The sequence below is a fragment of the Pseudonocardia alaniniphila genome (assembly GCF_022524485.1).
GTDB classification, from domain to species: domain Bacteria; phylum Actinomycetota; class Actinomycetes; order Mycobacteriales; family Pseudonocardiaceae; genus Pseudonocardia; species Pseudonocardia alaniniphila.
In genome coordinates this window covers 142,539-165,742 of sequence record NZ_JAKXMK010000017.1, presented here as the reverse complement: position 1 = coordinate 165,742, position 23,204 = coordinate 142,539, and the positions used below count along the sequence as shown (strand labels likewise).

21 protein-coding genes are annotated in these 23,204 nt (G+C 72.1%); 9 read left to right on the top strand and 12 right to left on the bottom strand.

The genetic code is table 11. The annotated features are described in order from the left end of the window. Positions 1-154 precede the first annotated feature (154 nt). The 7 genes from MMF94_RS20985 to MMF94_RS20955 form a co-directional block, all read right to left on the bottom strand. Entirely contained in the window at positions 155-2,053 is a 1,899-nt protein-coding gene (locus tag MMF94_RS20985) for an ABC transporter substrate-binding protein (RefSeq protein ID WP_241038814.1), read from the bottom strand. An 83-nt stretch (positions 2,054-2,136) separates the two neighbouring features. Beyond that, positions 2,137-4,065 (bottom strand): translational GTPase TypA, encoded by a 1,929-nt coding sequence (gene typA, locus MMF94_RS20980; RefSeq protein WP_277398778.1) that lies wholly within the window; start codon positions 4,063-4,065, stop codon positions 2,137-2,139. Between the two features lie 1,057 nt (positions 4,066-5,122). After that, complete coding sequence (locus tag MMF94_RS20975; protein ID WP_241038813.1) at positions 5,123-5,434, bottom strand: hypothetical protein; 312 nt, start codon at positions 5,432-5,434, stop codon at positions 5,123-5,125. A gap of 609 nt (positions 5,435-6,043) precedes the next feature. Continuing rightward, the gene (locus MMF94_RS20970) at positions 6,044-6,925 is read right to left on the bottom strand and encodes a DUF559 domain-containing protein (RefSeq protein WP_241038812.1); all 882 of its coding nucleotides are present in this window, start codon (positions 6,923-6,925) and stop codon (positions 6,044-6,046) included. Positions 6,926-7,630: 705 nt separating this feature from the next. After that, entirely contained in the window at positions 7,631-8,491 is an 861-nt protein-coding gene (locus MMF94_RS20965; protein ID WP_241038811.1) for an NUDIX domain-containing protein, read from the bottom strand. Between the two features lie 408 nt (positions 8,492-8,899). Next, positions 8,900-10,294: a sensor histidine kinase gene (locus MMF94_RS20960; protein WP_241038810.1), complete on the bottom strand. Its 1,395-nt coding sequence runs from the start codon at positions 10,292-10,294 to the stop codon at positions 8,900-8,902. 16 nt (positions 10,295-10,310) lie between these two features. Beyond that, the gene (locus tag MMF94_RS20955; protein WP_241038895.1) at positions 10,311-10,994 is read right to left on the bottom strand and encodes a response regulator transcription factor; all 684 of its coding nucleotides are present in this window, start codon (positions 10,992-10,994) and stop codon (positions 10,311-10,313) included. Between the two features lie 74 nt (positions 10,995-11,068). On the opposite strand from MMF94_RS20955, the gene MMF94_RS20950 reads away from it, so the two are divergent. The 4 genes from MMF94_RS20950 to MMF94_RS20935 all read left to right on the top strand — a co-directional run bounded on the left by MMF94_RS20950 (position 11,069) and on the right by MMF94_RS20935 (position 14,331). Next, positions 11,069-12,139 carry a LolA family protein gene (locus MMF94_RS20950; protein ID WP_241038809.1) on the top strand — a complete coding sequence of 357 codons (1,071 nt, stop codon included), beginning with the start codon at positions 11,069-11,071 and terminating at the stop codon, positions 12,137-12,139. Next, a complete protein-coding gene (locus MMF94_RS20945; RefSeq protein WP_241038808.1) occupies positions 12,136-13,110 on the top strand; it encodes an ABC transporter ATP-binding protein in 975 nt (324 codons plus the stop codon). Before MMF94_RS20950 ends, MMF94_RS20945 begins: the two co-directional genes overlap by 4 nt. Then, complete coding sequence (locus tag MMF94_RS20940) at positions 13,107-13,967, top strand: ABC transporter permease subunit (RefSeq protein WP_241038807.1); 861 nt, start codon at positions 13,107-13,109, stop codon at positions 13,965-13,967. Before MMF94_RS20945 ends, MMF94_RS20940 begins: the two co-directional genes overlap by 4 nt. Positions 13,968-14,034: 67 nt before the next feature. Next, positions 14,035-14,331: a 4a-hydroxytetrahydrobiopterin dehydratase gene (locus MMF94_RS20935; RefSeq protein ID WP_241038806.1), complete on the top strand. Its 297-nt coding sequence runs from the start codon at positions 14,035-14,037 to the stop codon at positions 14,329-14,331. A gap of 6 nt (positions 14,332-14,337) precedes the next feature. Here the strand turns inward: MMF94_RS20935 and MMF94_RS20930 are convergent, their stop codons facing one another. Continuing rightward, positions 14,338-15,531 (bottom strand): MFS transporter, encoded by a 1,194-nt coding sequence (locus MMF94_RS20930; RefSeq protein WP_241038805.1) that lies wholly within the window; start codon positions 15,529-15,531, stop codon positions 14,338-14,340. A gap of 88 nt (positions 15,532-15,619) precedes the next feature. Between MMF94_RS20930 and MMF94_RS20925 the strand changes: the two genes are divergently transcribed. Both MMF94_RS20925 and ppk2 read left to right on the top strand, forming a co-directional pair. Then, positions 15,620-15,940: an ArsR/SmtB family transcription factor gene (locus tag MMF94_RS20925; RefSeq protein ID WP_241038804.1), complete on the top strand. Its 321-nt coding sequence runs from the start codon at positions 15,620-15,622 to the stop codon at positions 15,938-15,940. 26 nt (positions 15,941-15,966) lie between these two features. Beyond that, on the top strand, positions 15,967-16,761 hold the full coding sequence (gene ppk2 / locus MMF94_RS20920; protein WP_241038803.1) for a polyphosphate kinase 2: 795 nt from the start codon (positions 15,967-15,969) through the stop codon (positions 16,759-16,761). Between the two features lie 9 nt (positions 16,762-16,770). Here ppk2 and MMF94_RS20915 read toward each other — a convergent pair whose 3' ends face one another. After that, positions 16,771-17,559: a carbon-nitrogen hydrolase family protein gene (locus MMF94_RS20915; protein ID WP_241038802.1), complete on the bottom strand. Its 789-nt coding sequence runs from the start codon at positions 17,557-17,559 to the stop codon at positions 16,771-16,773. Between the two features lie 31 nt (positions 17,560-17,590). On the opposite strand from MMF94_RS20915, the gene MMF94_RS20910 reads away from it, so the two are divergent. Continuing rightward, the gene (locus MMF94_RS20910; RefSeq protein WP_241038801.1) at positions 17,591-18,247 is read left to right on the top strand and encodes a GntR family transcriptional regulator; all 657 of its coding nucleotides are present in this window, start codon (positions 17,591-17,593) and stop codon (positions 18,245-18,247) included. Here the strand turns inward: MMF94_RS20910 and MMF94_RS20905 are convergent. Further along, complete coding sequence (locus MMF94_RS20905; RefSeq protein ID WP_241038800.1) at positions 18,219-19,577, bottom strand: MFS transporter; 1,359 nt, start codon at positions 19,575-19,577, stop codon at positions 18,219-18,221. The two genes, MMF94_RS20910 and MMF94_RS20905, sit on opposite strands and share 29 nt — an antisense overlap. A gap of 102 nt (positions 19,578-19,679) precedes the next feature. Here MMF94_RS20905 and MMF94_RS20900 point away from each other — a divergent pair, with 102 nt between their 5' ends. Then, positions 19,680-20,369: a DUF2848 domain-containing protein gene (locus MMF94_RS20900; protein WP_241038799.1), complete on the top strand. Its 690-nt coding sequence runs from the start codon at positions 19,680-19,682 to the stop codon at positions 20,367-20,369. Positions 20,370-20,528: 159 nt separating this feature from the next. Further along, positions 20,529-21,587, top strand: a complete 1,059-nt coding sequence (locus MMF94_RS20895) for a 3-deoxy-7-phosphoheptulonate synthase (protein ID WP_241038798.1) — start codon at positions 20,529-20,531, stop codon at positions 21,585-21,587. 177 nt (positions 21,588-21,764) lie between these two features. On the opposite strand, the gene MMF94_RS20890 is transcribed toward MMF94_RS20895, so the two are convergent. Both MMF94_RS20890 and MMF94_RS20885 read right to left on the bottom strand, forming a co-directional pair. Next, entirely contained in the window at positions 21,765-22,463 is a 699-nt protein-coding gene (locus MMF94_RS20890) for an alpha/beta fold hydrolase (protein WP_241038797.1), read from the bottom strand. 117 nt (positions 22,464-22,580) lie between these two features. Continuing rightward, on the bottom strand, positions 22,581-23,189 hold the full coding sequence (locus MMF94_RS20885; protein WP_241038796.1) for a DsbA family protein: 609 nt from the start codon (positions 23,187-23,189) through the stop codon (positions 22,581-22,583). Positions 23,190-23,204: the final 15 nt, after the last annotated feature.

Here is a 23,204-nt window from a genome sequence, read left to right as displayed (position 1 = left end):
TGTCGTCGAACCGGGCGTACCGACCCAGGGCACGGTAGGAACCGAGGTCTCACCCGTCACCCGAGGTTCACTGATCGTGATGAAAGGGTGATCAGGGCTGAACACACCGACACAATCAGATTACTTAGCGGTAACCCGTTCGGGGCGCATCATGTCACCCGTTCGTGGCACGCCAGCGCTGGGCCCCCGTCAATGGACCAGTGGACAGCGGCCCCGGAGTGACGCCAGTAGCCGCATCGGCCGCAGGTGTGCTGACGACCAGATTCTCGGGCTGGAAGAGCGGAAGAGCAGGCAACTGTGCCCACAGCACTCGTTCCACAACCGCCGCCGTGGTGGGCCGCGGGTCGGCCGACACCAGCTCGTCGAACAACGGCTGGAGCGCCGGGAAGCAGAAACCTGTCGGTGAACGGGGTGGATCGGGCACGAGCGCCGTGGGGTTCGGGCAACCGAAGTCCGACGCCAGTTCGGTGCCCAGATCGCCTCCGACCGTGCGCGGAAGGATGATCATGTCCGCCTCGACACTCCCGCCCGACGACGACGGCGACGGCGTCGATGTAGGCGACGAGGTCGGGTCGGACGCCGAAGTCGTCGGCGCGGCCGGAGTCGTCGGCGCGGCCGGAGTCGTCGAAGGAGTCAGCCGCGCGGCCCGCGGCACCGGCTGCAACTGGGTCGGGGCGGAGGTGGCGGATTCCGGCGTCGAGGTGGGCGTCGGGGTCGGGGTCGGGGTCGGCGTCACGGCCGGCACCTCCGACTGCCCGAACAGCTGCACGCCGGGTGGGGCGATCACCGTGACGTCGATCCCGGCCGCGTTCAGTTGCGCCGCGATCACCTGCGCCACACCCACGTCCTCGGGCCGTTCGGCAGCGGCCGCCAGCACGAGCTGGACCGGCTCACCGGCGAGGTCCCAGCGCCCCGTGGACGCGTCGCGCTTCCAGCCCGCCGCAGCGAGCAGCTGGGCCGCCGCCACCGGATCCGGGCGGAGCGGGGCGTCGGGAGGTGCGGTGGACGCGTAACCCGGCTCGGAAGGCGCGAGCCCGAAGGAGTCGGCCGGTAGCGCCTCTGGGGCCACGGTGTTGCGTAGCGCATCGCGGTCGACGAGGAACGCGATGCCGCGTCGTGCTCGCGGGTCGGACAGCGGACCGGAGTCTCCGCGCATGCCGAGCTGCGTGACGACGGGCTCCGGCGCGGGCTGCAGGTGAGGGGCGGGCTGCAGCCCCTGGAGGGCCGTCCGGATCGCCGGGGTCGATTCGGGCAGGGCCACGTCGACCTCGCCGCTCGCCAGGCCGGCGGCCAGCACCGGCCCGTCCATCCTGCGCAGCACGAGCCGGTCGAGCACCGTGGGCGTGTCCCAGTAGAGGTCGTTGCGATCCAGGACGATCTCACCGCGCGCCCGGTCCACCGACGAGATGCGGAACGGCCCGCCCGAGGCGGGTAGCCCGTCGCTGGTGGCTCCCGTCCACGAGCCCGGCGCGTCCTTGAGGATCGCCGCGGGCAGCAGGCCCGAGAAGAGGGTCTTCCACGCCGGGTAGGGCTGGGAGAACACGACGTCGACGGCCTTGCCACCGGCGCGCGAGCGCACGTCGGTGATCAACCGGTAGCCGGCGGCGTCGGCGACGCCCGGCTCACTGCGCATCCGCTCCCAGAGATAGACGAAGTCCTCCGCCGCGATGGGGGCGTTCGACGACCAGGCCGCCTCGAGGTTGAGCTCGTAGTTCACCGTGAACGGCGCGGTGGAGATCACCTTCGCGCTCGTCGCCACCGTGGTGTCGAGCTGCAGGACGCCGTTCGCGTCCGGGCGGAACACCGACGGCAGCACGAGCGTGGACAGCGCCGTGGTGACCGGCGACTGGTCGGCGAGCAGGTGCGGGTTGAACCCCGCACCCAGCTCGCTCACCCCGACGACGAGCTTGGTGGGCTCGGGCTGCGGCGACGGGACCGGCGCAGGCGGAGGTGGGGGCGCGACGGGGCTGTTCGTGCACGCCGCCAACAACACGGCGAGCAGCAGGAACAGCCCCACCCCCGTACGCCGTGCGAGCGGAACGTGCACCGACACCCTCGACCTCCACCTGGTCCGGCGAGCACTCCGCCCGCGGGCGGCCATCCTCGCACCGTCGCCGGGTGGCGCCGACCGGGCGGTCAGGAGACCGACCGGGCCCGCGAACGCTGCCGGGCCCGTGTGTGCGAATCGAGTTCGACCTTGCGGATCCGCACCGACTCCGGCGTGACCTCCACGCACTCGTCGTTGGCACAGAACTCGAGCGCCTGCTCGAGGTTGAGCACCGTCGGCGGGGTGAGCTTCACGAGCTCGTCGCCGGTGGAGGAGCGCATGTTCGTCAGCTTCTTCTCGCGGCAGATGTTGACCTCGAGGTCCTCCGCACGCGTGTACTCACCGATGACCATGCCGTTGTAGACGAGCGTGCCCGGCCCGACGAACAGCACGCCTCGGTCGGCCAGCTGGTCCACCGCGTAGGCCGTGACGGGCCCGGAGCGGTCGGAGATCAACGATCCGCGCAGCCGGGTGCGCAGCTCGCCGACCCACGGGCCGTAGCCGTCGAAGACGTGGCTGGCGATGCCGGCGCCGCGGGTGATCGTCAGGAACTCGGTGCGGAAGCCGATCAGGCCCCGCGACGGCACCCGGTAGTCCATGCGGACCCGCGTCTCGCCGTGGACCATCTGGTTCAGCTCGCCCTTGCGGCTGGCCAGAAGCTGGGTGACGGCGCCGAGGTGTTCGGTGGGCACGTCGCAGGACAGCTGCTCGAACGGCTCGTGCAGCTTGCCGTCGACCATCCGCGTGACGACCTCGGGCTTGCCCACGGTCATCTCGAAGCCCTCGCGGCGCATCGTCTCCACGAGCACGGCCAGCGCCAGCTCGCCGCGGCCCTGCACCTCCCAGGAGTCGGGACGCTCGGTGGGCAGGATGCGCAGGGAGACGTTGCCGACCAGCTCGGAGTCGAGCCTGCCCTTCACCTGGCGGGCGGTGAGCTTGGTGCCCGGGTGCTCGTCACGGCCCACGAGAGGCGAGGTGTTGATGCCGATCGTCACCGAGATCGCCGGCTCGTCCACGTGGATGCGTGGCAGGGCCACGGGGTTCTCGGGGTCGGCGAGGGTGTCGCCGATCGTGACGTCCGGGATGCCGGCAACGGCCACCAGATCGCCTGCGCTCGCCGACTCGGCCGGGACGCGGGTGAGCGCCTCGGTCCGCAGCAGCTCGGTGATCTTGACGCGCGTGACCTTGCCGTCGGAGGTGCACCACCCGACCTGCTGGCCCCTACGGATCACGCCCGCCCGGACCCGGCACAGCGCGATGCGGCCGAGGAACGGGGTGGCGTCGAGGTTGGTGACGTGGGCCTGCAACGGAGCGTTCGGGTCGTCAGCGGGCGGCGGGACCGTGGCGGCGATCACGTCGAAGAGCGACTCGAGGCCGGGCTCGTCGGGCAGGTCGCCGTCGGCCGGCCGCGTGCGCGACGCACGGCCCGCGCGCCCGCTGGCGTAGACGACCGGGAGGTCGAGCAGGAGGGCGGTGGTGGCCTCGTCGAGGTCGAGCTCGTCGGCCAGCTCCAGGAGGAGCTCGAGGCTCTCGTCGACGACCTCGGCGCACCGGGCGTCCGGCCGGTCGGTCTTGTTGACGACCAGCACGACGGGCAGGCCTGCGGCGAGCGTCTTGCGAAGCACGAAACGGGTCTGCGGTAGCGGGCCTTCGCTCGCGTCGACGAGGAGCACGACGCCGTCGACCATGGACAGCCCGCGCTCGACCTCGCCGCCGAAGTCGGCGTGGCCGGGGGTGTCCACGACGTTCACGGTCATGCCGTGCCAATTGATCGCCGTGTGCTTGGCGAGGATGGTGATGCCCTTTTCCCGCTCCAGGTCGCCGGAGTCCAGGACCCGGTCGACGAGTGCGGCACGCTCACCGAACGCGCCCGAGGCGCGAAGCATGGCGTCAACGAGAGTGGTCTTGCCGTGGTCGACGTGCGCGACGATGGCGACGTTGCGGAGCGAGGAGCCCGTCCCGCGGGTCTCGCGAGAACTGTCCGCGGGGGCCGCGAGAGTAGATGCTGCTGTGCTCACGATTCAGGATAGCCCGGCCGACACCCTGGTCCGCCGCGGGAGTGAGCGCAGCCTCAGCTGCCCTGGGCGGCCCCGATCCGCGATCCCCACCCCCTCGCAGCACCGCGCGCCGGCGCAGTGCCGCGCCGAGCGGCCGCAGCGGCACACGTCAGCTGAACCGATTCGGCCGCCAACGCGCCGAACGGCCACGGCCGGAGGCCGGACGGTCCCCACCGGGCGTCGCGGCGTGCGGGCGCCGGGACACGGTGACCGGCCGACCGGCCGCGGTCGCCGCGGAAGGCCGGCACCCGCGGGCTCGATTCGCCGCTCCTCGGGGTGCAAGACGTGTCGGATATCACCCTTTGGCGAGGCTGCCGGGGCCGCATCGGGTGTGATCCACACGCCGCCTCGCGGCGATCAAGCGTGCGGCCCTTGCGGCCGACCCCGAGCCGGAATCGCCCTCCGAACCGACGCATCCCACGAGCTCTCGCACGTGGGCGGGCTCATGATCAACGTTTCGGGCCATGCAACGGCACTAAAACCGGTTCCCGACCCCCAACCGGTGATCATGAGAAGAACGAGGCCAGGCCGGTGATCCGCCGGCCAGGGCCGGGAACTCAGCAACCCCCAACTCAGGCCCCGCCTGCCCAGCACCGCCCGTGATCAACGTTTCAGGCCCCGCAACGACACATGACCCGGTTCCCGACCCCGAACCGGTGATCATGAGAAGAACGAGGCCCGGCCGGTGATCCGCCGGCCAGGGCCGGGAGCTCAGCAACCCCCAACTCGGGCCCCGTCTGCCCTGTCCAGCCCATGATCAACGTTTTGGGCCCCGCAGCAGCACATGACCCGGCGTGTGACCCCCAACCGATGATCATGAGAAGAACGAGGCTCCCTGCCGGTGATCCGCCAGCCGGGGCCAGCAGCTCAGCAACCCCGAACTCAGGCCCCGCCTGCCAGCACCGCCCGTGATCAACTTCCCAGAACCCGCAGCAGTGCACGACCCGCCTTCCTCCGTTGATCAACACTTCGGGCCCCGCGGCAGTGCATGACCCGACAGCCGGTCCCGAACCGATGATCACGAGGAACGGAGCGCGCTGCCCCGGCCGCCGTGGGCGCGCTCATCGGCGATGCGCGCAACATCGGGCACACGCCCGAGCGGGGTCTTCTTGATCAACCCTTCGGGCCCGGCAGCAGCAAATAACCCGGCCGCTGCTCCCAAGCCGATGATCACGCGGAATCCACCTGACCCCGGCCGGCGGTGCAGCGTTCGAAATGGACGGCGACCGGTCGCCAGCAGGACCTCGCACAGCTCGCGGGCGGCCGTGTCGCGACCGTCGCGGATCTCGCCCACGACCGTGGCGATCGCCGCCTCGAGCCAGGGACGCAAGCACCCTGCTCATCGTCGGAGCCGTCACAGCCTCCTCGCGCGCGAGCTCCGAGAGCCGCAGCGGCCCGTGCTGTTCCACCCCGCGGGCGACATCGAGCCGGCCATCGCCCTCCGAACCGATGCGCCCCACCAGCTCCCGCACGTGGCGGCCCCGTGGTCAACCCTTCGGGCCCGGCAGCAGCAGATAACCCGGCCGCCGCTCCCAAACCGATGATCACGAGGAATCCGCCCGACCCCCGACCGGCGGTGCAGCGTTCGACATCGACGGCGACCGATCGCCACCGGCAGGCGACATCGAGCCGGCCATCGCCCTCCGAACCGATGCACCCCACCTGCTCTGGCACGTGGGCGGCCCCATGATCAACGTTTCGGGCCCTGCAGCAGCACATGACCCGGTTCCCGACCCCCAACCGGTGATCATGAGAAGAATGGGCGTCCGAGGCCCCGGCGAATGGACCGGCGCCGTGCCGAGCCGGGGTCGTCCCGCTGACATTCCGCCGGCCACCCGAGATCTCCTCCATATCGACCCCGCCCGTCCGGTACAACCCATGATCAACGTCTCGGAACGCTCAGCAGTGCACGACCCGGTTCCCGGTACCGAACCGATGATCATCCGGGCACAGCGAGGGCGCGCTCGACCTCGTGAGCGATCTCGGCGAGCACGGCCTGCGGCCTGCTGGAGAGGTCGTGCCAGGTGTAGCGCAGGATCGTCCAGCCGTTGCGGACCAGGGTGTTCTGGCGGCGCTTGTCGCCCTGGCTCCGTTCCGCGTCCATGTGCCACGCCCACCCGTCCACCTCGATCGCCACCCGGGAAGCGGGGAAGGCCACGTCGATCAGGTAACCGGCGGCCGGGAAGCTGCACTGCCATCCCGTGGCGCCCGACTCGCGCAGCATCGCCACCAGCAGACGTTCCGCCGCGGACGCCGACCGGTCGGCGGCGGCCACCAGCATCCGCCTGGCGCCGGCCGAGCCGTGGGAGCCGAGGTTGCGGCAGTAGGCCCGGTACACCGCCGGGAACCCGACCCGGCGCTGCAGCGCCCGGTCGAGCAGCAGGCTCCCCCGGTCGCCGAGCTCGACGGCCGCCTCGAGCGCGGTCAGCGCGCAGGCGGTGACGGCGAGGCCGCGCTGCTCGACGACGTCCTCCGCCGCGAGCTCGCGGCGCCGCACGTTCACCCCGGGGCGCCGGCGCGGGTGCCGCAGCCGTGGCACCGTGACGGCCACCGTCATCGGTGGCTGCTCGACCATCCCGTGCCACCAGGCGGCGGCGAGGCCGCAGAGGACGGAGCCGTCACCTGCCCAGAGCGCCGCCGCACGGACCCTCACCTCGTCGTCGTAACGATGGCCGCTCGCGAGGTAGATCCGGGGATGCAGCGGCCGCCAGCGCCGCAGCCGCAGCCGGTGGTCGACGGCTTCGCGGGAGAGCCCGGCGAGCAGTGCCTGGTCACGGGCGATCACTCCGGCCTGCCGGGCGAGGATGCTGTCGATGGACATGCCGCCACCGACGCCGGCCGCCCCGCGCCGGTTCCGGATGTGGCCACGCCCGTTGCCATCGGGAACACGCCGGCTTCGGGACACGACCGCAGCCTCGGTCTCGCACGATCTGTCGCGCCGCGGCTGCATCCATCCGAGCGCGCGCCGAATCGGCGGTGGCGCCCGCGGCGCTGTCCTCGCCGGTCGGACACCCTTCAACGCGGAGCTGCCCCCGCCAGCCAGATGCCCGCAGACCGCGGCAGCGTCTCCCGCAGGTCAGGCACCCAAGACACAGCGCTGTCCTCGCCGCTCAGCGCTGCCCACGCTGCGCCGCCCCTCGCCTGTCAGGCGCCCTCCGCCACGGCGCTGCCCCCGTTGGCCCGCCAACTGCGGCAGCGTCCCGCAAGTCAGGCACCCAAGACACAGCGCTGTCCTCATCGCTCGGCGCTGCCTACGCTGCGCCGCCCCTCCCGTACCAGACGCCCTCCGCCACGGGCCGTCCCCGCCAGCCAGAGGCCCTCTGCATGCCCTGTCTTCGCAGGTCAAGCTGCCCGACCGCGGTGCTTGACCGCGGGTCCCACGCCCCCACCGCGGCACTGGCCCGCAGTCAAGCGCCCTCCACCGCTGCCAGGTCAAGCGCCCGCTCAGCACCCGCCCAGGCCAGTCAGCCGCCACCCGCGCGGCACAGCCCCCGCCAGGCGACCCCACGCGCCACTGTCCCGCCGGTCAGGCACCCTCCACCGCGGCGACGCCCGAGCGCAGGAGGGCGGCGAGGTCGGTGAGGACGGCGCGGTCGGCGTCCACCCAGTCCACCTCCGCCAACTCGTCCTCTCCTACCCAGCGCACAGCGGCGTGCTCCAGCGCCTGCGGGTCGGGCGCCGCGGCGTCGAGTTCGGCCGTGTGCACCCGGAGCACCCCGGCGTCGATCGGCAGGTCGGTACCGAGCCGCCCGGTCACGCGGACCGCGGTGGCCAACTCCTCGCGGCACTCCCGCACCACGGCGTCCGGCTCCGTCTCCCCCGGCTCCACTCGCCCACCGGGTAGCTCCCACCGGCCGACGAGGGCCGGCGGACGGGTCCGCTGGGCGATGAGCAGCAGACCATCCCGCAGTAGGGCGGTGGCGACGACCACCGGTGCGGCGACGAGGTCAGCCGCCCGCTCGACGAGCACCTCCGAGCGCACGGCGAGGATCCGCAGCATCAGCCTGCGCAGCAGCACCACGTCGGCGACGCGGCCCAACAACCCGAGCGGCGACGTCCACTTCAGCTCGTCGAGGACGAGGGTGCCTGCCCCGGTCGGGGTGAGGGCGACGGTGTGGGTCAGCTCCCGCAGGGGGCCTGCGACCAGCGTCGACGTCATCCCGGCGGGCGAGACCGCCTCGATCCTGGTTCGTACCGGGACCCGGACACCCGGCCCGATGCGCGTGCCGACCCGGATCACGTCGCCCGGGGCCAGTAGTCGTACAGGCGCGCCGAGGCGGTGGCCACAGCGTTGCAGGGCGGCCGCGGCCACGTCGGCGTCCCTGAGCAACCCAGCCACCGTGCGGGCAGGAGCGTCGATGAGAACGGTCGACCGGAGTACGGGCACCCTGCGATGTTCCCAGCGACCGGGTAGGCGTGTCCGGGCCGCCTGCCTCTGCTCCGAGCTTGTCCGGGCTCCCGGCGCCCGGGAGCAACTCACCCTCCAGAACCGCGACTCGCGGAGTCTCCAACCGGCCACCCGCCCCACCCCGAACCCACCCGGGCTCCCAGCGCCCGGGAGAACACACCCTCCGGAACCGGCGACCGCGAGATCTGCGGCCCGCCACCTGCCCCTGCTCCCGATCTGACGGGGCTCCCGTCACCCGGGGCAACTCACCCTCCAGAACCGGGCGACCCACGAGATTCGCGGCCGGCCCCCTGCCCCTACCCCGGGTCAGTCCGGGCACCCAGCGCCCGGGGCAGCTCACCCTCCGGAACCGGGCGACTCACGAGATTCGCGGCCGGCCCCCTGCCCCTACCCCGGGTCAGTCCGGGCTCCCGGCGCCCGGGGCGGTTCGTCCTCCGGGCGCCGGGAGCTCGCGGGGTCCGGGGCCGGCCAGCGGACCTCGATGCGGGCCCCGCCGGACGACGACGCACCGGCCATGACGGAGCCGCCGCGGCCTCGCACGAGCGCCGCCACCAGCGCGAGCCCGAGCCCGGCGCCCCCGCCCGCCTCCGGGGACAGGCGCAGGAACCGGTCGAAGATCCGCTGCCGATCGGCCTCGGGGATGCCCGGGCCGTCGTCCTCCACGAGCAGCCGCACCGACCTGCGCGCCGGCAGCACGCCGATCCGCACCAGCGAGCGGGCATAACGACGTGCGTTGGCGATGAGGTTGTCCAGCACCAGCGCCACCTCCGACGGGCTGGCGAGGGCGTGGGCCGGGGTCGGGGCGACGAGTTGGAGGACGGGTTCGTCGGCGCCGCTGCCCTTCGTCCGTTCGATCGCCGCGCGCGCGGCGGCCACCAGATCAACCGGCTCCGCCGCCGGCCGCTGCCCTGCGTCGGCGCGGGCCAGCGCGAGCAGGTCCGAGAGCAGCGTCGAGAGGCGTGCCGCCTCCTCCGCCACCGACTGCAACGACTCCTGGGAGAACTCGGGGTCGGGGTGTGCGACCGCCACCTCCGCTTGCGCGCGGATGGCCGCCACCGGCGACCGGAGCTCGTGGGCGGCGTCGCCGGTGAACCGCTCCATCCGGGCGACGGCCTCGTCACGCCGGGCCAGGAGGAGGTTGATCTCCTCGGCCAGGGAGCGCAGCTCGTCGCGCGGCAGGGGAACGGGCAGCCGCTCACCCGGGGGCAGCACGGCAGCGGCGGTGCGCATCCGGTCGACCGGCCGCAACGCGGCTCTGGTGGCCACCCACGCGGCGAGCACGACGACGGCCGCCACCAGAAGGGCGCCCACCACGAAGCCCACAGCGGCATGCGCCAGCAGGGTCACCCCACCCACGATGTCGGCTGTCACCACGACGAGGCGGGTGGAGCCGTCGGGTGTCACGGCGCTGATCGCGAGCCAGCGGCGCAGCTCCTCGAGGTGCCCTGCGGTGATGGCCTTACCCGCCGCGAGATCCCGGATCTGCGCTGGGCGCAGAGGCAGGGGTGGGCCGCCGTCGACCGGCTCACCTGCGCTGTCGACGACCCGCACCTCCGGGGTTCGCACCGCGGTGGCGGGAGTCCCGGTCGCCAGCTGCACCGCGGTGCCGTGGGCCACGCCCCGCAGCTCCGCGTCGGCCGCGCCGATCATCGTGCCGTAGAGCAGGCCGACGCCCAGCCTGCTCAGGCCCAGCAACGCGATGAGGGCGACGACGCCCACGACGGTGGTGATCCGGAACTGCAGAGTCCGCGAGCCCCACCACTGCCGCAGTCGCCGGCTCACGGTGGCCCGCCGGCGTTCATGGCGATTCGACGATGTAGCCGAATCCGCGCACCGTCTTGAGGACGTGCCCGGCCCCGACCGCGTCGAGCTTGCGGCGCACGTACCCGACGTACACCTCGACGACATTGCGGCTGGCCGCCTGCTCGTCACCCCAGACCAGGCGCAGCAGCTCGTCCTTCGCCACGGCCGTGTCGGGCCGGCAGGCGAGCGCGTGCAGGAGGGCGAACTCCCGCGGTGAGAGCTCGACGACAGCTCCCTCCCAGCTGACCGCCCTCGTGATGGGGTCGACGATCAGCGGCCCCAACCGGACGCGCTGCCCGGTGCGCCCGAGGGTGGCGTTGCGCCTGCGCAGCATCGCGCGCAGCTGCGCGACCAGCACCACGAAGGCGAACGGCTTGACGAGGTACCCGTCGGCGCCGAGGTCGAGGCCGTCGGCCTGGTCGAACTCACCGTCCTTCGCCGAGAGCAGCAGCACCGGCGTGTCGACGCCGGCCGCACGCAGCTGCTCGAGCACCCGATACCCCGACAGCCCCGGAAGGATGATGTCGAGCACGACCGCGTCGAAACCTCCGGTGAGCGCGGCGCTGAGGGCGGACGGACCGTCCGCGAGCGCCACGACCTCCATGCCTTCGGCCGTCAGTCCGCGTGCGAGGGCCGTCCGGATACCCGGTTCATCATCGACCACCAGCACGCGTGCCATCACTGTCCGACGCTACCGGGCGGCGAGACCATCACCTCAGAACACTCTCAGCACAAATGAGTCACGCTGTACGCATGTCAGATCGGAGCAGGACGGGTCGCCGGGGCGGAGGTCACGCCAGGACGACCGGCCGCGTGGCCGGGGCGGTCGTCGCGGTAGCCGGGGCGGTGGGGCTCGCGTTGCTGGCCCTGCCCGCCGGTGCGGGGGCGGCGCCCGAGTTGCCGCCGGTCACGCCGGAGGAGTTGGTCAGCTCGGTGCTGAAGGCCCGCCCGGGCCCGTTCGACGGCACCGTCACGCTGGACAACCAGCTGGGCCTTCCGGCCCTGCCGAACATGCCCGCCGCCAGCAGCGGCACGAGCACCGTGCGGGTGTGGTCCGACGGCGACGGTCGGGGCCGGGTGCAGGTGCCTTCCGACTCGGGTGAGCGCACGCTCGTCTCCGACGGCTCGACGCTCTGGTCCTGGAATTCCGCGGACCGCACTGTCGTCCGGTCCACCGAGCACGCGGAGCGGCACACCAGCGGGCCCGACACCACCACCGACCCCACGGCGGCCGCCACCATGGCGCTCGCCGCGCTCCGGCCCAGCAGCACGATCGACGTCGACGGCACCGCGGAGGTCGCGGGCCGTCCTGCCTACGAGCTCGTACTCGCCCCGCTGCCGTCGGAACGGACGTTGCTGCGCGAGGTGCGGATCGCCGTCGACTCGGCCACGCGCGTGCCGTTGCGGCTCACCGTGCTGGCCAACGGCTCGTCCGACCCGGCGCTGCAGCTCGGCTTCACCGACGTCTCATTCGGCGCGCAGGACGGCTCGCTCTTCACGTTCACCCCGCCGCCCGGCGCCACGGTCGAGGATCGGGAGCCCCGAGCCGAGCACGAGAAGGCGAACGGCACCCGGCCCACGGTCGTCGGCGACGGCTGGGACTCCGTCATCGTCACGAAGGCGCCGGCACGCGACTCCGCCCGAGCGGAGGACCGCCGCCCCGGCGCTCCCGACCTGTCCACGCTCGGCACGCCGGTCAGCGGACCGTGGGGCAACGGACGGTTGATCACCACGACGGTAGGCGGGGCGATCATCACGGATGACGGCAGGGTCGCCGCCGGTGCCGTGCCGGAGCAGGTCCTCTCCTCGGCTCTCTCCGCGTGACGAGCGCCCCCCGACTCGACGCTGCGCCGGTCCGTCCCACCGCCGAGCTTCCCGTGGCCGCGCGCGCCGTCGGGCTGCGCAAGGTTTTCGGCCGCACGGTCGCCGTCGACGGGATCGACCTGGAGGTCCCGGCCGGTTCGGTGCTCGGGATGCTCGGACCGAACGGTTCGGGCAAGACCTCGCTGATCCGCATGCTCCTCGGCCTCACCCGGCCCACCGCCGGCACCGCCGAGCTGCTGGGCCACCCGATCCCGGAGGCATCGGATCACGCATTGCCGCAGGTGGGCGCGCTCGTCGAGGGGCCGGGCTTCCATCCGTTCCTCTCCGGCCGCGAGAACCTACGCCGGGTGGCAGCGGCCGAGCCCCTGCTCAGCAGCGGACAGATCCGTGGAGCGGTCGACGCGGCACTGGAGCGCGTCGGGCTGGCAGGCGCAGCGGACCGACGGTTTCGCGCCTACTCACTCGGCATGAAGCAGCGCCTCGGCCTGGCCTCCGCGCTGCTGCTCCCCCGCGCCCTCGTCGTGCTCGACGAGCCGACCAACGGCCTCGACCCCGCCGGCACGCGCGACGTCCGGCGCATCATCGCGGAGCTGCACTCCGGTGGGGCCACAGTGATCGTTTCCTCGCACCTGCTGGCCGAAGTGGAGGCCACCTGCACGCACGTGGCCGTTCTGCAGGCGGGCTCGCTGGTCGCCGCGGGAGAGCTCGGCAGCCTGCTGCAGGCGGGCACGGGCGGGCTGCTGATCGCCACGCCGGACGTCGATCTCGCGCTGCGCACACTGCGCGGCGCCGGTGCCACGGCCTACCGGGCCCAGGGCGACGAGCACGCGGTGATGGTGGACGACGGCGGGCCGCCTGCACAGGACGTGATCGCCCTGCTGGTGCGCGCCGGTGTCGCTGTGCACGAGGCTCGCCGTGACCGCGCCAAGCTCGAGGAACTGTTCGCCCGGCTGACGGAGGAGCCGGCATGACCGGAGCCGTTCTCACCGCCCTCCCCGGGGACGCTCCGCGGAGCGCCCCCTTGGGCCGGCTGCTCGGGGCGGAGCTGCGCTGGGTGCTGCGGCGCCCGCGCACCCTCGTGATGCTCGCGATCTTCGCGCTGGTGCCTGTGCTGATCGCGATCGGTGTCACCGTCGCCGACCGCAACACCGGCGGGGACGACGGCCTCATCAGCGCGGTGGCCGGCAACGGGCTGGTGCTCCCGGTCGTGGCGATGACACTGACCCTGGCGCTCCTGCTGCCCCTTGCCGTGGCGATGGCGGCGGCCGACGCGATCGCGGGCGAGGCGGCACAGGGCACGCTGCGCGGGCTGTTGATCGCCCCGGTCGGACGGCTGCGGCTGGTCACGATGAAGGCGTTCGGCGTACTCGTCGTCGCCACGCTCGCGACGCTGGCGCTCGCTGTCGTCGGTGTGGTGGCCGGGCTGGTCGTGGTCGGAGGGGCGGACGGTCAGCTCGTCACGCTCTCCGGCACCACCGTCGGCATCGGGGAGGCGCTGGCCCGGGTGGCCCTCGTGGTCGTCTGGACGGTCGTGCAGCTCGCGGCGGTGGGCGCGGTCGCGCTGGCGATCTCGTCGTACACCGAGCACCCGCTCGTCGTGATGGCGTCGGTGCTCGGCGGGCTGATCGTCTTCGGGGTCCTCTCGGCGATCCCCGCCCTGGACTGGCTGCAGCCCTACCTGCTCACCAGCGGCTGGAGGGCCGGCGCCGACGCCCTGCGCGACCCCCTCCCGTTCGGCGACCTGGTGCGGAGCTCGCTGCGTGCCCTCTGCTACATCGCGATCGGCGCCGGCCTGACCGTCCATCGGATGCTGCGCCGCGACGCCTGACAGCCCACCCGCACGAGTCGCCCGTTTCCCGCGCGCGAGTCGCACCGCGGCGGGCAGGATGCTCGTCATGGCCGAACTCCTGGACGACTCCGCGATCACCGCCGCCCTGGCCGACCTGCCCGGATGGGAACGGGAGGGCAACGCGATCGTGCGCACCGCGAAGCTGCCGTCGTTCCCGGCCGCGATCACGGTCGTGGACTGCGTGGCGGAGATCGCGGAGACCCGTGACCACCACCCGGACATCGACATCCGCTGGCGGACGCTCACGTTCCGCTGCTCGACACACTCGGAGGGCGGGATCACCGAGAAGGACACGGCGCTGGCCGCGTCGATCTCGGAGCAGATCGACGCGGCCGGCACCTGAGCTCCGCTATTCGGCAGTGGCCAGCCCCGCGCGGGCGGGCACCCGTTCCGTCCCCGCCACGGTGCGCCGGCGGCCGAGCTGCAGTGACAGCAGCAGGACGATCACGACGAGCACGAGAGCGGCGGCCACCAACGGCAGCAGCAGCATGCCGCCCATGCCGATCACGGTGCCGCCGACCACGCCGGCGAGAGCGGTACCGAGGTAGATCGCCGAGGCGTTGAGCGACAACACCAAGCCGCCGGTGGGCGCGAGCTCCAGCAGCAGTGACTGCACCGGGGGGTTGAAGGCCCAGCAGAACACGCCCCACAGGGCGAGGACCACGGCGGCGCCCACCACGGTGCTCGCCGTGAGCGACAGCACCGCGACCGTGACGCCGATCCCGGCGAGCACCGCGAAGAGCGTGGGCACGGTGCCGAACCGGTCGGCGGCACGACCGCCCCACGTGTTCCCGACCATCGCCCCGATGCCGTACACGAGCAGCAGGAGCGCGATCGTGGCGCCGTGGATGCCGGCTGTGGCGTTCAGCAGCGGCGTCACGTAGATGAAGACGACCATGGCGGACAGCACACCGATCACGGTCATCGCGAGCACGGTCAGTACGCGCCGGTCGGCGGCGACGGCGAAGCGCTCGCGCAGCGGCACCGCCTGCGGTGGCGCGATCCGGGGCAGGCAGAACGGCACCGCCGCCGCGACCAGCGCGCTGACCACGGCCACCGCTGCGAACACACCGGCGTAGCCGATGCTGGAGCCGAGCAGATCCCCCGCCGGAACGCCGATGGCGAGCGCCAGCGTCAGGCCACCGAACACGAGTGCGACGGCACGGGCGCGCTGGGCGGGCGGGAGCAGCGCGGTGGCGACGAGGGTGGCGGCCGGCGTGTAGGCGGCCGCGCCGAGCGCGGCGATGATCCGGCCGGCGATCAGCACCGGGTACGTGGTGGCCAGGGCGGAGAGCCCGTTGCCGACCGCGGCGACGACGAGCGCGGCGAGCAGCACCGTGCGGCGGTCCCAGCGCGCGGTGACGGTGGCGAGCAACGGGGCTCCGACGGCGTAGGCGAGCGCGAAGGCGGTGGCGAGCTGGCCGGCGGCGGAGAGCGAGACGCCGAGCTCCCCGCTGACGGCGGGCAGCACGCCCGAGACGACGTAGGCACTCGTGCCGACGGCGAACGCCCCGGCAGCGAGCAGGTAGGTACGTGCGGACATCTAGCGGGCCTTCCCGGCAAGCGGATAGTTCGACGGAGAACGTACTACGAAACTCGTCGAACTACGACGCTCGTCGTACTATTCCCGCATGCCCACCGTCGAGCACGCGCTCCTCCCGCAACCCTCGCGCCACGAGATCCGGATCGAGCAGGTGTTGCAGGCACTCGGCGACCCCGTGCGGCTGATGCTCGTGCGCGCGCTCGCCGCCGCACCCGAAGGCGTAGCCTGCGGCGCCATCCCGCTGCCCGTCACGAAGTCCACCCGCACCCATCACCTGCGGATCCTGCGCGAAGCCGGTGTGATCAGCATGCGCGCGGAGGCCACGCGGAGGATCACCACCTTGCGCCGCGACGACCTCGACGCGCGTTACCCCGGACTGCTCGATGGAGTGCTCAGCGCTTCGCACTGAGGCCCGTGACCTGGCACGATGCCCTGATGACGCGCCTGCCTCGCAAGCCGTACGAGAAGGAGCTACTACGCCTGCAGGGTGAGCTGGTACAGATGCAGGAGTGGGTCCGCACCAGCGGCGCCCGGCTCGTCGTGATCTTCGAGGGGCGCGACGCCGCCGGCAAGGGCGGGGCGATCAAGCGGGTGACCGAGTTCCTCAACCCGCGGATCTGCCGCATCGTCGCCCTGCCTGCGCCGTCCGAACGCGAGCGCACGCAGTGGTACTTCCAGCGCTATATCGAGCACCTGCCCGCCGCCGGGGAGATCGTGCTGCTCGACCGCAGTTGGTACAACCGCGCAGGCGTCGAGCGCGTGATGGGCTTCTGCACCCCCGAGGAGTACACCCGCTTCCTGCGTCAGTGCCCCGTGTTCGAACAGCTCCTCGTCGAGGACGGGATTCTCCTGCGCAAGTACTGGTTCTCCGTCAGCGACTCGGAGCAGGAACGCCGCTTCCGTGGCCGGATGGAGGATCCGATGCGGCAGTGGAAGCTCTCGCCCATGGACCTCGAATCGATCACCCGATGGTCGGAGTACTCCCAGGCCAAGGACGAGATGTTCGCCCACACCGACGTCGCCGCCGCTCCGTGGCTGGTGGTGGAGGCCGAGGACAAACGCCGCGCGCGGATCAACATGATCGCGCACCTGCTCGGGAGCGTCCCGTGGCAGCCCGTGCCCCCACGCGTCCTGGACTTCCCGGACCGGCCACCGCTGCGCGGCTACCGGCGTCCGCCGCGCGAGCTGTTCCGCGAGGTGCCCGACCACGCGGCCAAGCTCGTCAACTGAGGGCCGCCGTCAGAATCGGCGGTTGGCGAGCACCGGCACGGTGCGCCGGGCCTGGTGCACCTGCTCGATGTCGAGGTCCGCGACCAGCAGGCCGGGCTCGGCACCGATCTGGTCGACGACCGCTCCGAGAGGGCCGGCCGCGAGGCTCGCCCCGATCCCCGTCGGCGCGCTGCCCGGGTCGCGTCCCGCCGTGACCGGATCGGCCTGGTCGCACGCGGCGACGAACGCGGTGCTGTCGAGGGCCCTGGCCCGGACCAGCAGGTCCCACTGTTCGCGCTTGCCGGGACCGGCACCCCACGACGCCGGCACGACGATCACCGAGGCGCCACTGCTCGCGAGCTCCTGGAAGAGCCCGGGGAAACGCAGGTCGTAGCAGGTGGCGAGGCCGACCGTCACGCCGTCGACGGTGATGCTCACGGGCTTCGTGCCGGGCGCGACGGTGCGTGACTCGGCGAACCCGAACGCGTCGTACAGGTGGATCTTGTCGTAGGAGGCCTCGACGCCGTTGCCGGTGGCGATCAGCGTGTTGAAGACGCGGCCGTCGTCGGCGGGGGTGAACATCCCGGCGACGACGGTGATGGCGGAGTCGGCGGCGATCGCCCGCACCCGCTGCGCCCACGGACCGTCCAGCGGCTCGGCGATCGGGCCGAGCGGCACGCCGAAGCAGCACATGGAGGCCTCGGGGAAGACAACGAGGTCGGCCCCCTCCTCCTCCGCCTGGCGGGTGCCGTCCTCGATCAGGCCGAGATTGTGCGCCGGATCGGGTGTCGACAGGATCTGGGCGAGCGCAATGCGCACAGGGAACCTCCGATTAATGTATACATGTTGCATGCAAGCTGCGTCGGCGCCCCTCGAGTCGGGGCGCGAACGCGCCTACCGCTACCTGCGGGAGACGGTGCTGGTCGATCCGGCGGTGCAAGGAACCTTCCTCAACGAGGTAGGGCTCGCCCAGGCCGTCGGCGTTTCGCGCACACCGGTGCGCGAGGCCCTGCTGCTGCTCGTCTCCGAGGGTCTGGTCGAGATGGTGCCCAAACGCGGAGCGTACGTGCCTCCGCTGTCCGGGCGGCAGATCAAGGAGCTGATGGAGCTCCGCGCCCTGCTGGAACGACATGCGGCGTCCGTCACACTCGTCACGGGCACGGTGCCGCTCGCCGCCATGCGCGAGGCGCTCGCGGAGCAGGAGCAGCTCGTCGACCCCATCGACGCCGACACCGCGAAGGTGTTCATCGAGTGGGACCGGCGCTTCCACCAGTCGCTCATCGACGCCGCCCGCAACGACCTCATCGCACGCACCTACGCGGGCCTGCGCACCCGCCAGATGCGGGTCGGGGTGGCGGCCCTGTTCCGGGCCACCGACCGGCAGCATGCGGTGTGCGTGGAGCACCGTCAGATCCTGGACGCGCTCGAGTCCGGCGACGAGACGGCCTCCCACGCGGCGATCGAGGACCATCTGCAGATCACGTTGCAACTCTTCCTGGAGGCGTGACCGGGGAGCCGGGCACGAGGTAGGCCTCCTCCTCCGCCCGGTCGGGATCGCGGCCCATGGCCAGCCCCGCCAGCGTGAGCAGCGACGCCACCAGCACGTACACCGCCACCGGCACCCACGTCCCCCAACTGCTGAGCAGGGCCGTGAACACGAGCGGCGCAACGGCACCGCCGAACACCCCGGCGATCGTGTACGCGAGTGAGCTGCCCGTGTACCGCAGCCGGACGGAGAACTGCTCAGTGATGAACGCGGCTTGCGGCCCGTACATGAACGAGTGCAGCGCAAGGCCGACGACGACGCCGATGATCAGCAGCAGCTCGGAGCCCCCGCTGATCGCGGGGAAGAACACGAACGGCCAGACGGCCGCCCCCGCCGCAGCGATGCCGTAGACGAGCCTGCGGTTGACCCGGTCGGAGATCGCGCCCGCCAGCGGGATCGTCGCGAGCTGGCACGCGGAGCCGATGAGGATCGCGGTCAGCACCGAGCCGCGGCTCATGCCGAGCACGGTCGTGGCGTAGGTGATCACGAAGACGGTGAAGAGGGCGTAGCTGACGTCCGGACCGATCCTGCTGAGCACGCCGGCGAGCAGCGGGCGCCCCTGGGTGCGGAACACGTCGCCGATCGGGGCCGCGGGCTGGTCACCGCGCTCCTTGATGGCACGGAAGACCGGGGTGTCCTCAAGCTTGAGCCGGATCCACAGGCCGAAGGCGACGAGCACCGCCGACAGGAGGAACGCGATCCGCCAACCCCAGGAGAGGAACGCCTCGTCGGACATCGAGACGGTGAGCAGGGCGAGGACGCCGTTCGACATCAGGTTGCCTGCGGGCGGCCCGATCTGGGCGGCCGAGGACCAGAACCCCCTCCTGCGCGGATCGCCGAACTCGCTGGAGAGCAGTACCGCGCCGCCCCACTCGCCGCCGACGCCGACGCCCTGGGCGAACCGCAGCAGCACCAGGATGATCGGCGCGGCGGCTCCGATCGTGGCGTAGGTCGGCAAGAGGCCGATCAGGAACGTGGCGACGCCGATCAACAGCAGGGTCAGCACGAGCACCTGCTTGCGACCGATGACGTCGCCGAGGCGGCCGAACACGAAGCCGCCGAGGGGGCGCGAGACGTAGCCCACCGCGTACGTCGAGAACGCCAGGAGCGTGCCGGTGAGCGGGTCGGAGCCGGGGAAGAACAGCTGCGGGAACACCAGGGCCGCGGCGGCGGAGTAGACCGCGAAGTCGTACCACTCCAGGGACGTGCCGGTGAGGCTCGCGATGAAGGCCTTCGCGAGCGAGCGCCGGTCGACCTCGGGTGCTTGTGACCCGGGCCTCGGATCGGGCATGGGGTTCTCCTGTCCGTGGGGGCGGTGACGGGCGACACGGTCGCGGGAGCCGCAATACTTGCTGTATACAAGCGGCATGCGCAAGCCCTCCGAGGATCTTCGATGAGCGACCTCGTTTTCGACCTGCCCGACGGCACCACCGTTCCTGTCACCGTCACCCGGCTGCTCAACGCCGGCTATGCGGGCCGCGAACAGGAGGAGGTCGCGGCCCATGTCGCCGAGCTGGCGGAGCTCGGGATTCCTGCTCCAGCGGTCACGCCCGCCATGTATCCGGTGGCGCCCTACCTCGCCGCGCAGGCCGACAGCGTGCCGGTGCAACACGGGCGGACGTCCGGCGAGGCCGAGTGGGCGCTCGTCGTGGCGGGCCCGGCGCCGGAGGACCTGTTGCTCACCGTCGCGTGCGACCACACCGACCGGGAGCTCGAGGTGCACGGCGTCGCATGGAGCAAGAACGCCGGGCTCGACGTGCTGGGCCGCGGCGCGTGGCGGCTCGTCGACGTCGAGGACCATCTCGACGAGCTGCATCTGCGGGCGTGGGTGGCGAATGAGGACGGTGCCGAGCAGCTGATCCAGGACGCGAAGCTCGCCGCTCTGCTGGCGCCGCGGTACTGGCTCGACGAGCTGGCCGAGCTCCTGGTGCCCGGCACGGTGCTCCTGTCCGGGACCGTGGCGATGTTGCCTGGCGTCGACCAGTTCGCCGACCGCTGGCGGGTGGAGCTCGCCGACGCGAGCACCGGCAGCACGCTCGAACTCGCCTACCGGGTGGAGCGGATGCCGGAGCCGATCGGCTAGAGTCGCGCCCGTGCAGCGCCAGTACTGGTTTACCGCTCCGGCCCGTGACGGGTCGGCGGGCGAACCGCTGCGCTGACCTTTTCCCCACGAGCCGGACGACGAACCGGCTCGGCGCGAGATCTCGGCGGGGCGGTTCGCCTGAGAGAGAGCGCCCACGTCATGCCCCTCACCGCCGTCCCCGCCCTGGACGAGCATCGCACCGCCCACATCAGCCCGCTGCTGTCCCCGTCCCTGCTGCGTCACGAACTCCCGATCGACGACGCCGTGGCCGAGACGGTGACACGCAGTCGGGCCGAGGTCGTCGACATCCTCGACGGCCGGGACGACCGCCTGATCGTCGTCGTGGGCCCGTGCTCGATCCACGACCCCGAGGCCGCACTCGACTACGCCCACCTCCTCGCCGAGCACACCGAGAAGGTCTCCGGCGAGCTGCGCGTCGTGATGCGCGCCTACTTCGAGAAGCCGCGCACGACCGTCGGGTGGAAGGGCCTGATCAACGACCCGGGCCTGGACGAGACGTTCGACGTGAACACCGGCCTGCGCACGGCACGGCGGCTGCTGCTCGACGTCTCGGCGCTCGGCCTCCCCGTCGGGTGCGAGTTCCTCGACCCGATCACCCCGCAGTTCCTCGCCGACGTCGTGAGCTGGGGCGCGATCGGCGCCCGCACGGCCGCGAGCCAGGTGCACCGCCAGCTGTGCAGCGCGCTGTCGATGCCCGTGGGCATCAAGAACTCCACCGAGGGCGACGTCCAGGCCGCGGTGGACGGGATCCGCGCCGCCGCCGCGAGCCACGTCTTCATGGGGATCAACCGCGACGGCCTCGCCGCCCTCATCACCACGACCGGCAACCCCGACTGCCACGTCATCCTGCGCGGCGGCTCCCCCGGCCCGAACTACGACGCCGCCTCCGTGGCGGCCGCCCTCGGCCGGCTGCGGTCGGCCGACCTGCCCGAGCGCGTGATCATCGACGCGAGCCACGGCAACAGCGGCAAGGACCACGTCCGGCAGGCAGAGGTGGTGCGGGACATCGCAGGCCGGATCGCCACGGGTGAGCCGGGCGTGGTCGGCGTGATGATGGAGAGCTTCCTCGTCGCCGGCCGGCAGGACCTCGGCCCGAACATGACCCGCGGGCAGAGCATCACCGACGCCTGCCTGGACTGGGGCACCACGGCGAACCTCCTCGACGAACTGGCGGAGGCGGTGGCGGCGCGGCGCTGACCTGCCGTGAGATCGACGCCAGCGCTCTCCGGCGTGTCCTGGAGCGCGCTGGCGTCGATCTCACCTCGCCGTCACTTTCGTCAGGCGGCGTTGTAGGAAGCGGGGTCGTCCGGCCTGGCCTGGATCAGTACTACGACAACCGGGGAACGCCAGGATCGACACGCCCGGCCGGAAATCTCAGGACAGATATCCCTCCAGCCGGTCGGCCAGCTCGCGGGGCCTGCTGAGGGCGAGAAGGTGGCCGCCGGGCATCTCGTCGACGGCGATGCCGAGCCGCTCCCGCACCAGCCGCCGTTGGAACTCCAGCGGGAAGAAGCGGTCGTCGCGGCCCTGCAGAAACCGGGTCGGAACGTCCGGCCACTTCTCGAGCGGCCACGGCTTCTCGAACGGGGTGCCCGACTGCTCCGGCTGAGGCTCCGCGAACACGACTGTCCTCACCTCGTCGGGGACGTCGTGGAAGAACTCGACGAGCGGGTCGAACGCGCCCCCGGACGGGCGCCCCTCGCTCGCCGCGTACGCAGCCGCTGCGGCGGGCTGCCCGGTGTTCTCCCACCACTGCCCCGGTGACTCGCCCGGTGCGGGCACCATCGCGTTGAGCAGCACCACCAGCTCGACCGGCGCCCGCTCGCAGACGAGCGGGGCGGTGAATCCGCCCATCGACTGGGCCACCAGGACGATCCGGTTCCGGTCTCCGATGGCGGTCACCACGGCGTCTGCGTACTCCGCGAGCCCGGCCGAGTCGTCGGCGGCGGGCAGGCCCACGGCGATGGCATCGCGTCCCCGCTGACGCAGCTCCTCGACCAGCCGGTACCAGTAGGTGGCGCTTCCACCCGCGCCCGGGATGAGGACGAAGGTGGGGCTCGATCGATCGTTCATGCACGTTCCTCGCTGTCGGGCTGCTCGTCCGGTCCGCTGAAGAGACAACCGAAGCAGCGAGAACTCATCGGTCCCGCACGCGGATCGAGCTCACCGGCTCGTCCAACGGTGCAGCGGTCAGCGCGGGATCGACGTGTGCTTGAACTCGTTCAGCTCGGGCCAGCCCGTGAGCATGTCGACCACCCGCTCCACCGCCCGTACGGAGACGGCAGGGTCCGCGCCGGCCGGGGCCCGGTCCATCAGCCGGACGAACGCCGCCTGGTCGCCCGCGACGAACGTCGGCACGCCCCACACCGAGTGCGACTTCGCGAACTCCTCGTGCTCGGCACGGACCGTCGCGATCGCCGTCCCGGAGTCGATGCGCTCGAACACCTTGTCAGCGGCGACGCCGTGCTCGTTCAGGGTGCGCGCCACGACCTCGCGGTCGTTCAGATGCAGGGCCTCGTCGTGGCGCACCGCGAAGAGAGCGCGATGGACCTCGGGGAACCGCTCGGGGAACTCGTCGCGAACGACGACACCCGCCTGCAGCGCGAGCAGTCCTGAGTCCTCCTCCCACCTGTCCCAGACGTCGGGCTCGCCTTCCTCCACGTGCACCTGGCCGAGCGAGAACGCCAGGTACCGGACGTCCCAGTCGGCGCCGGCGGCCAGGCCGGTGAGGATGTGCTCGTGCGCGTTGCGCGCGAACGGGCAGCGGTAGTCCCAGGTCACGGCGAATACAGAGCTCATGACGGGGGATCGCAC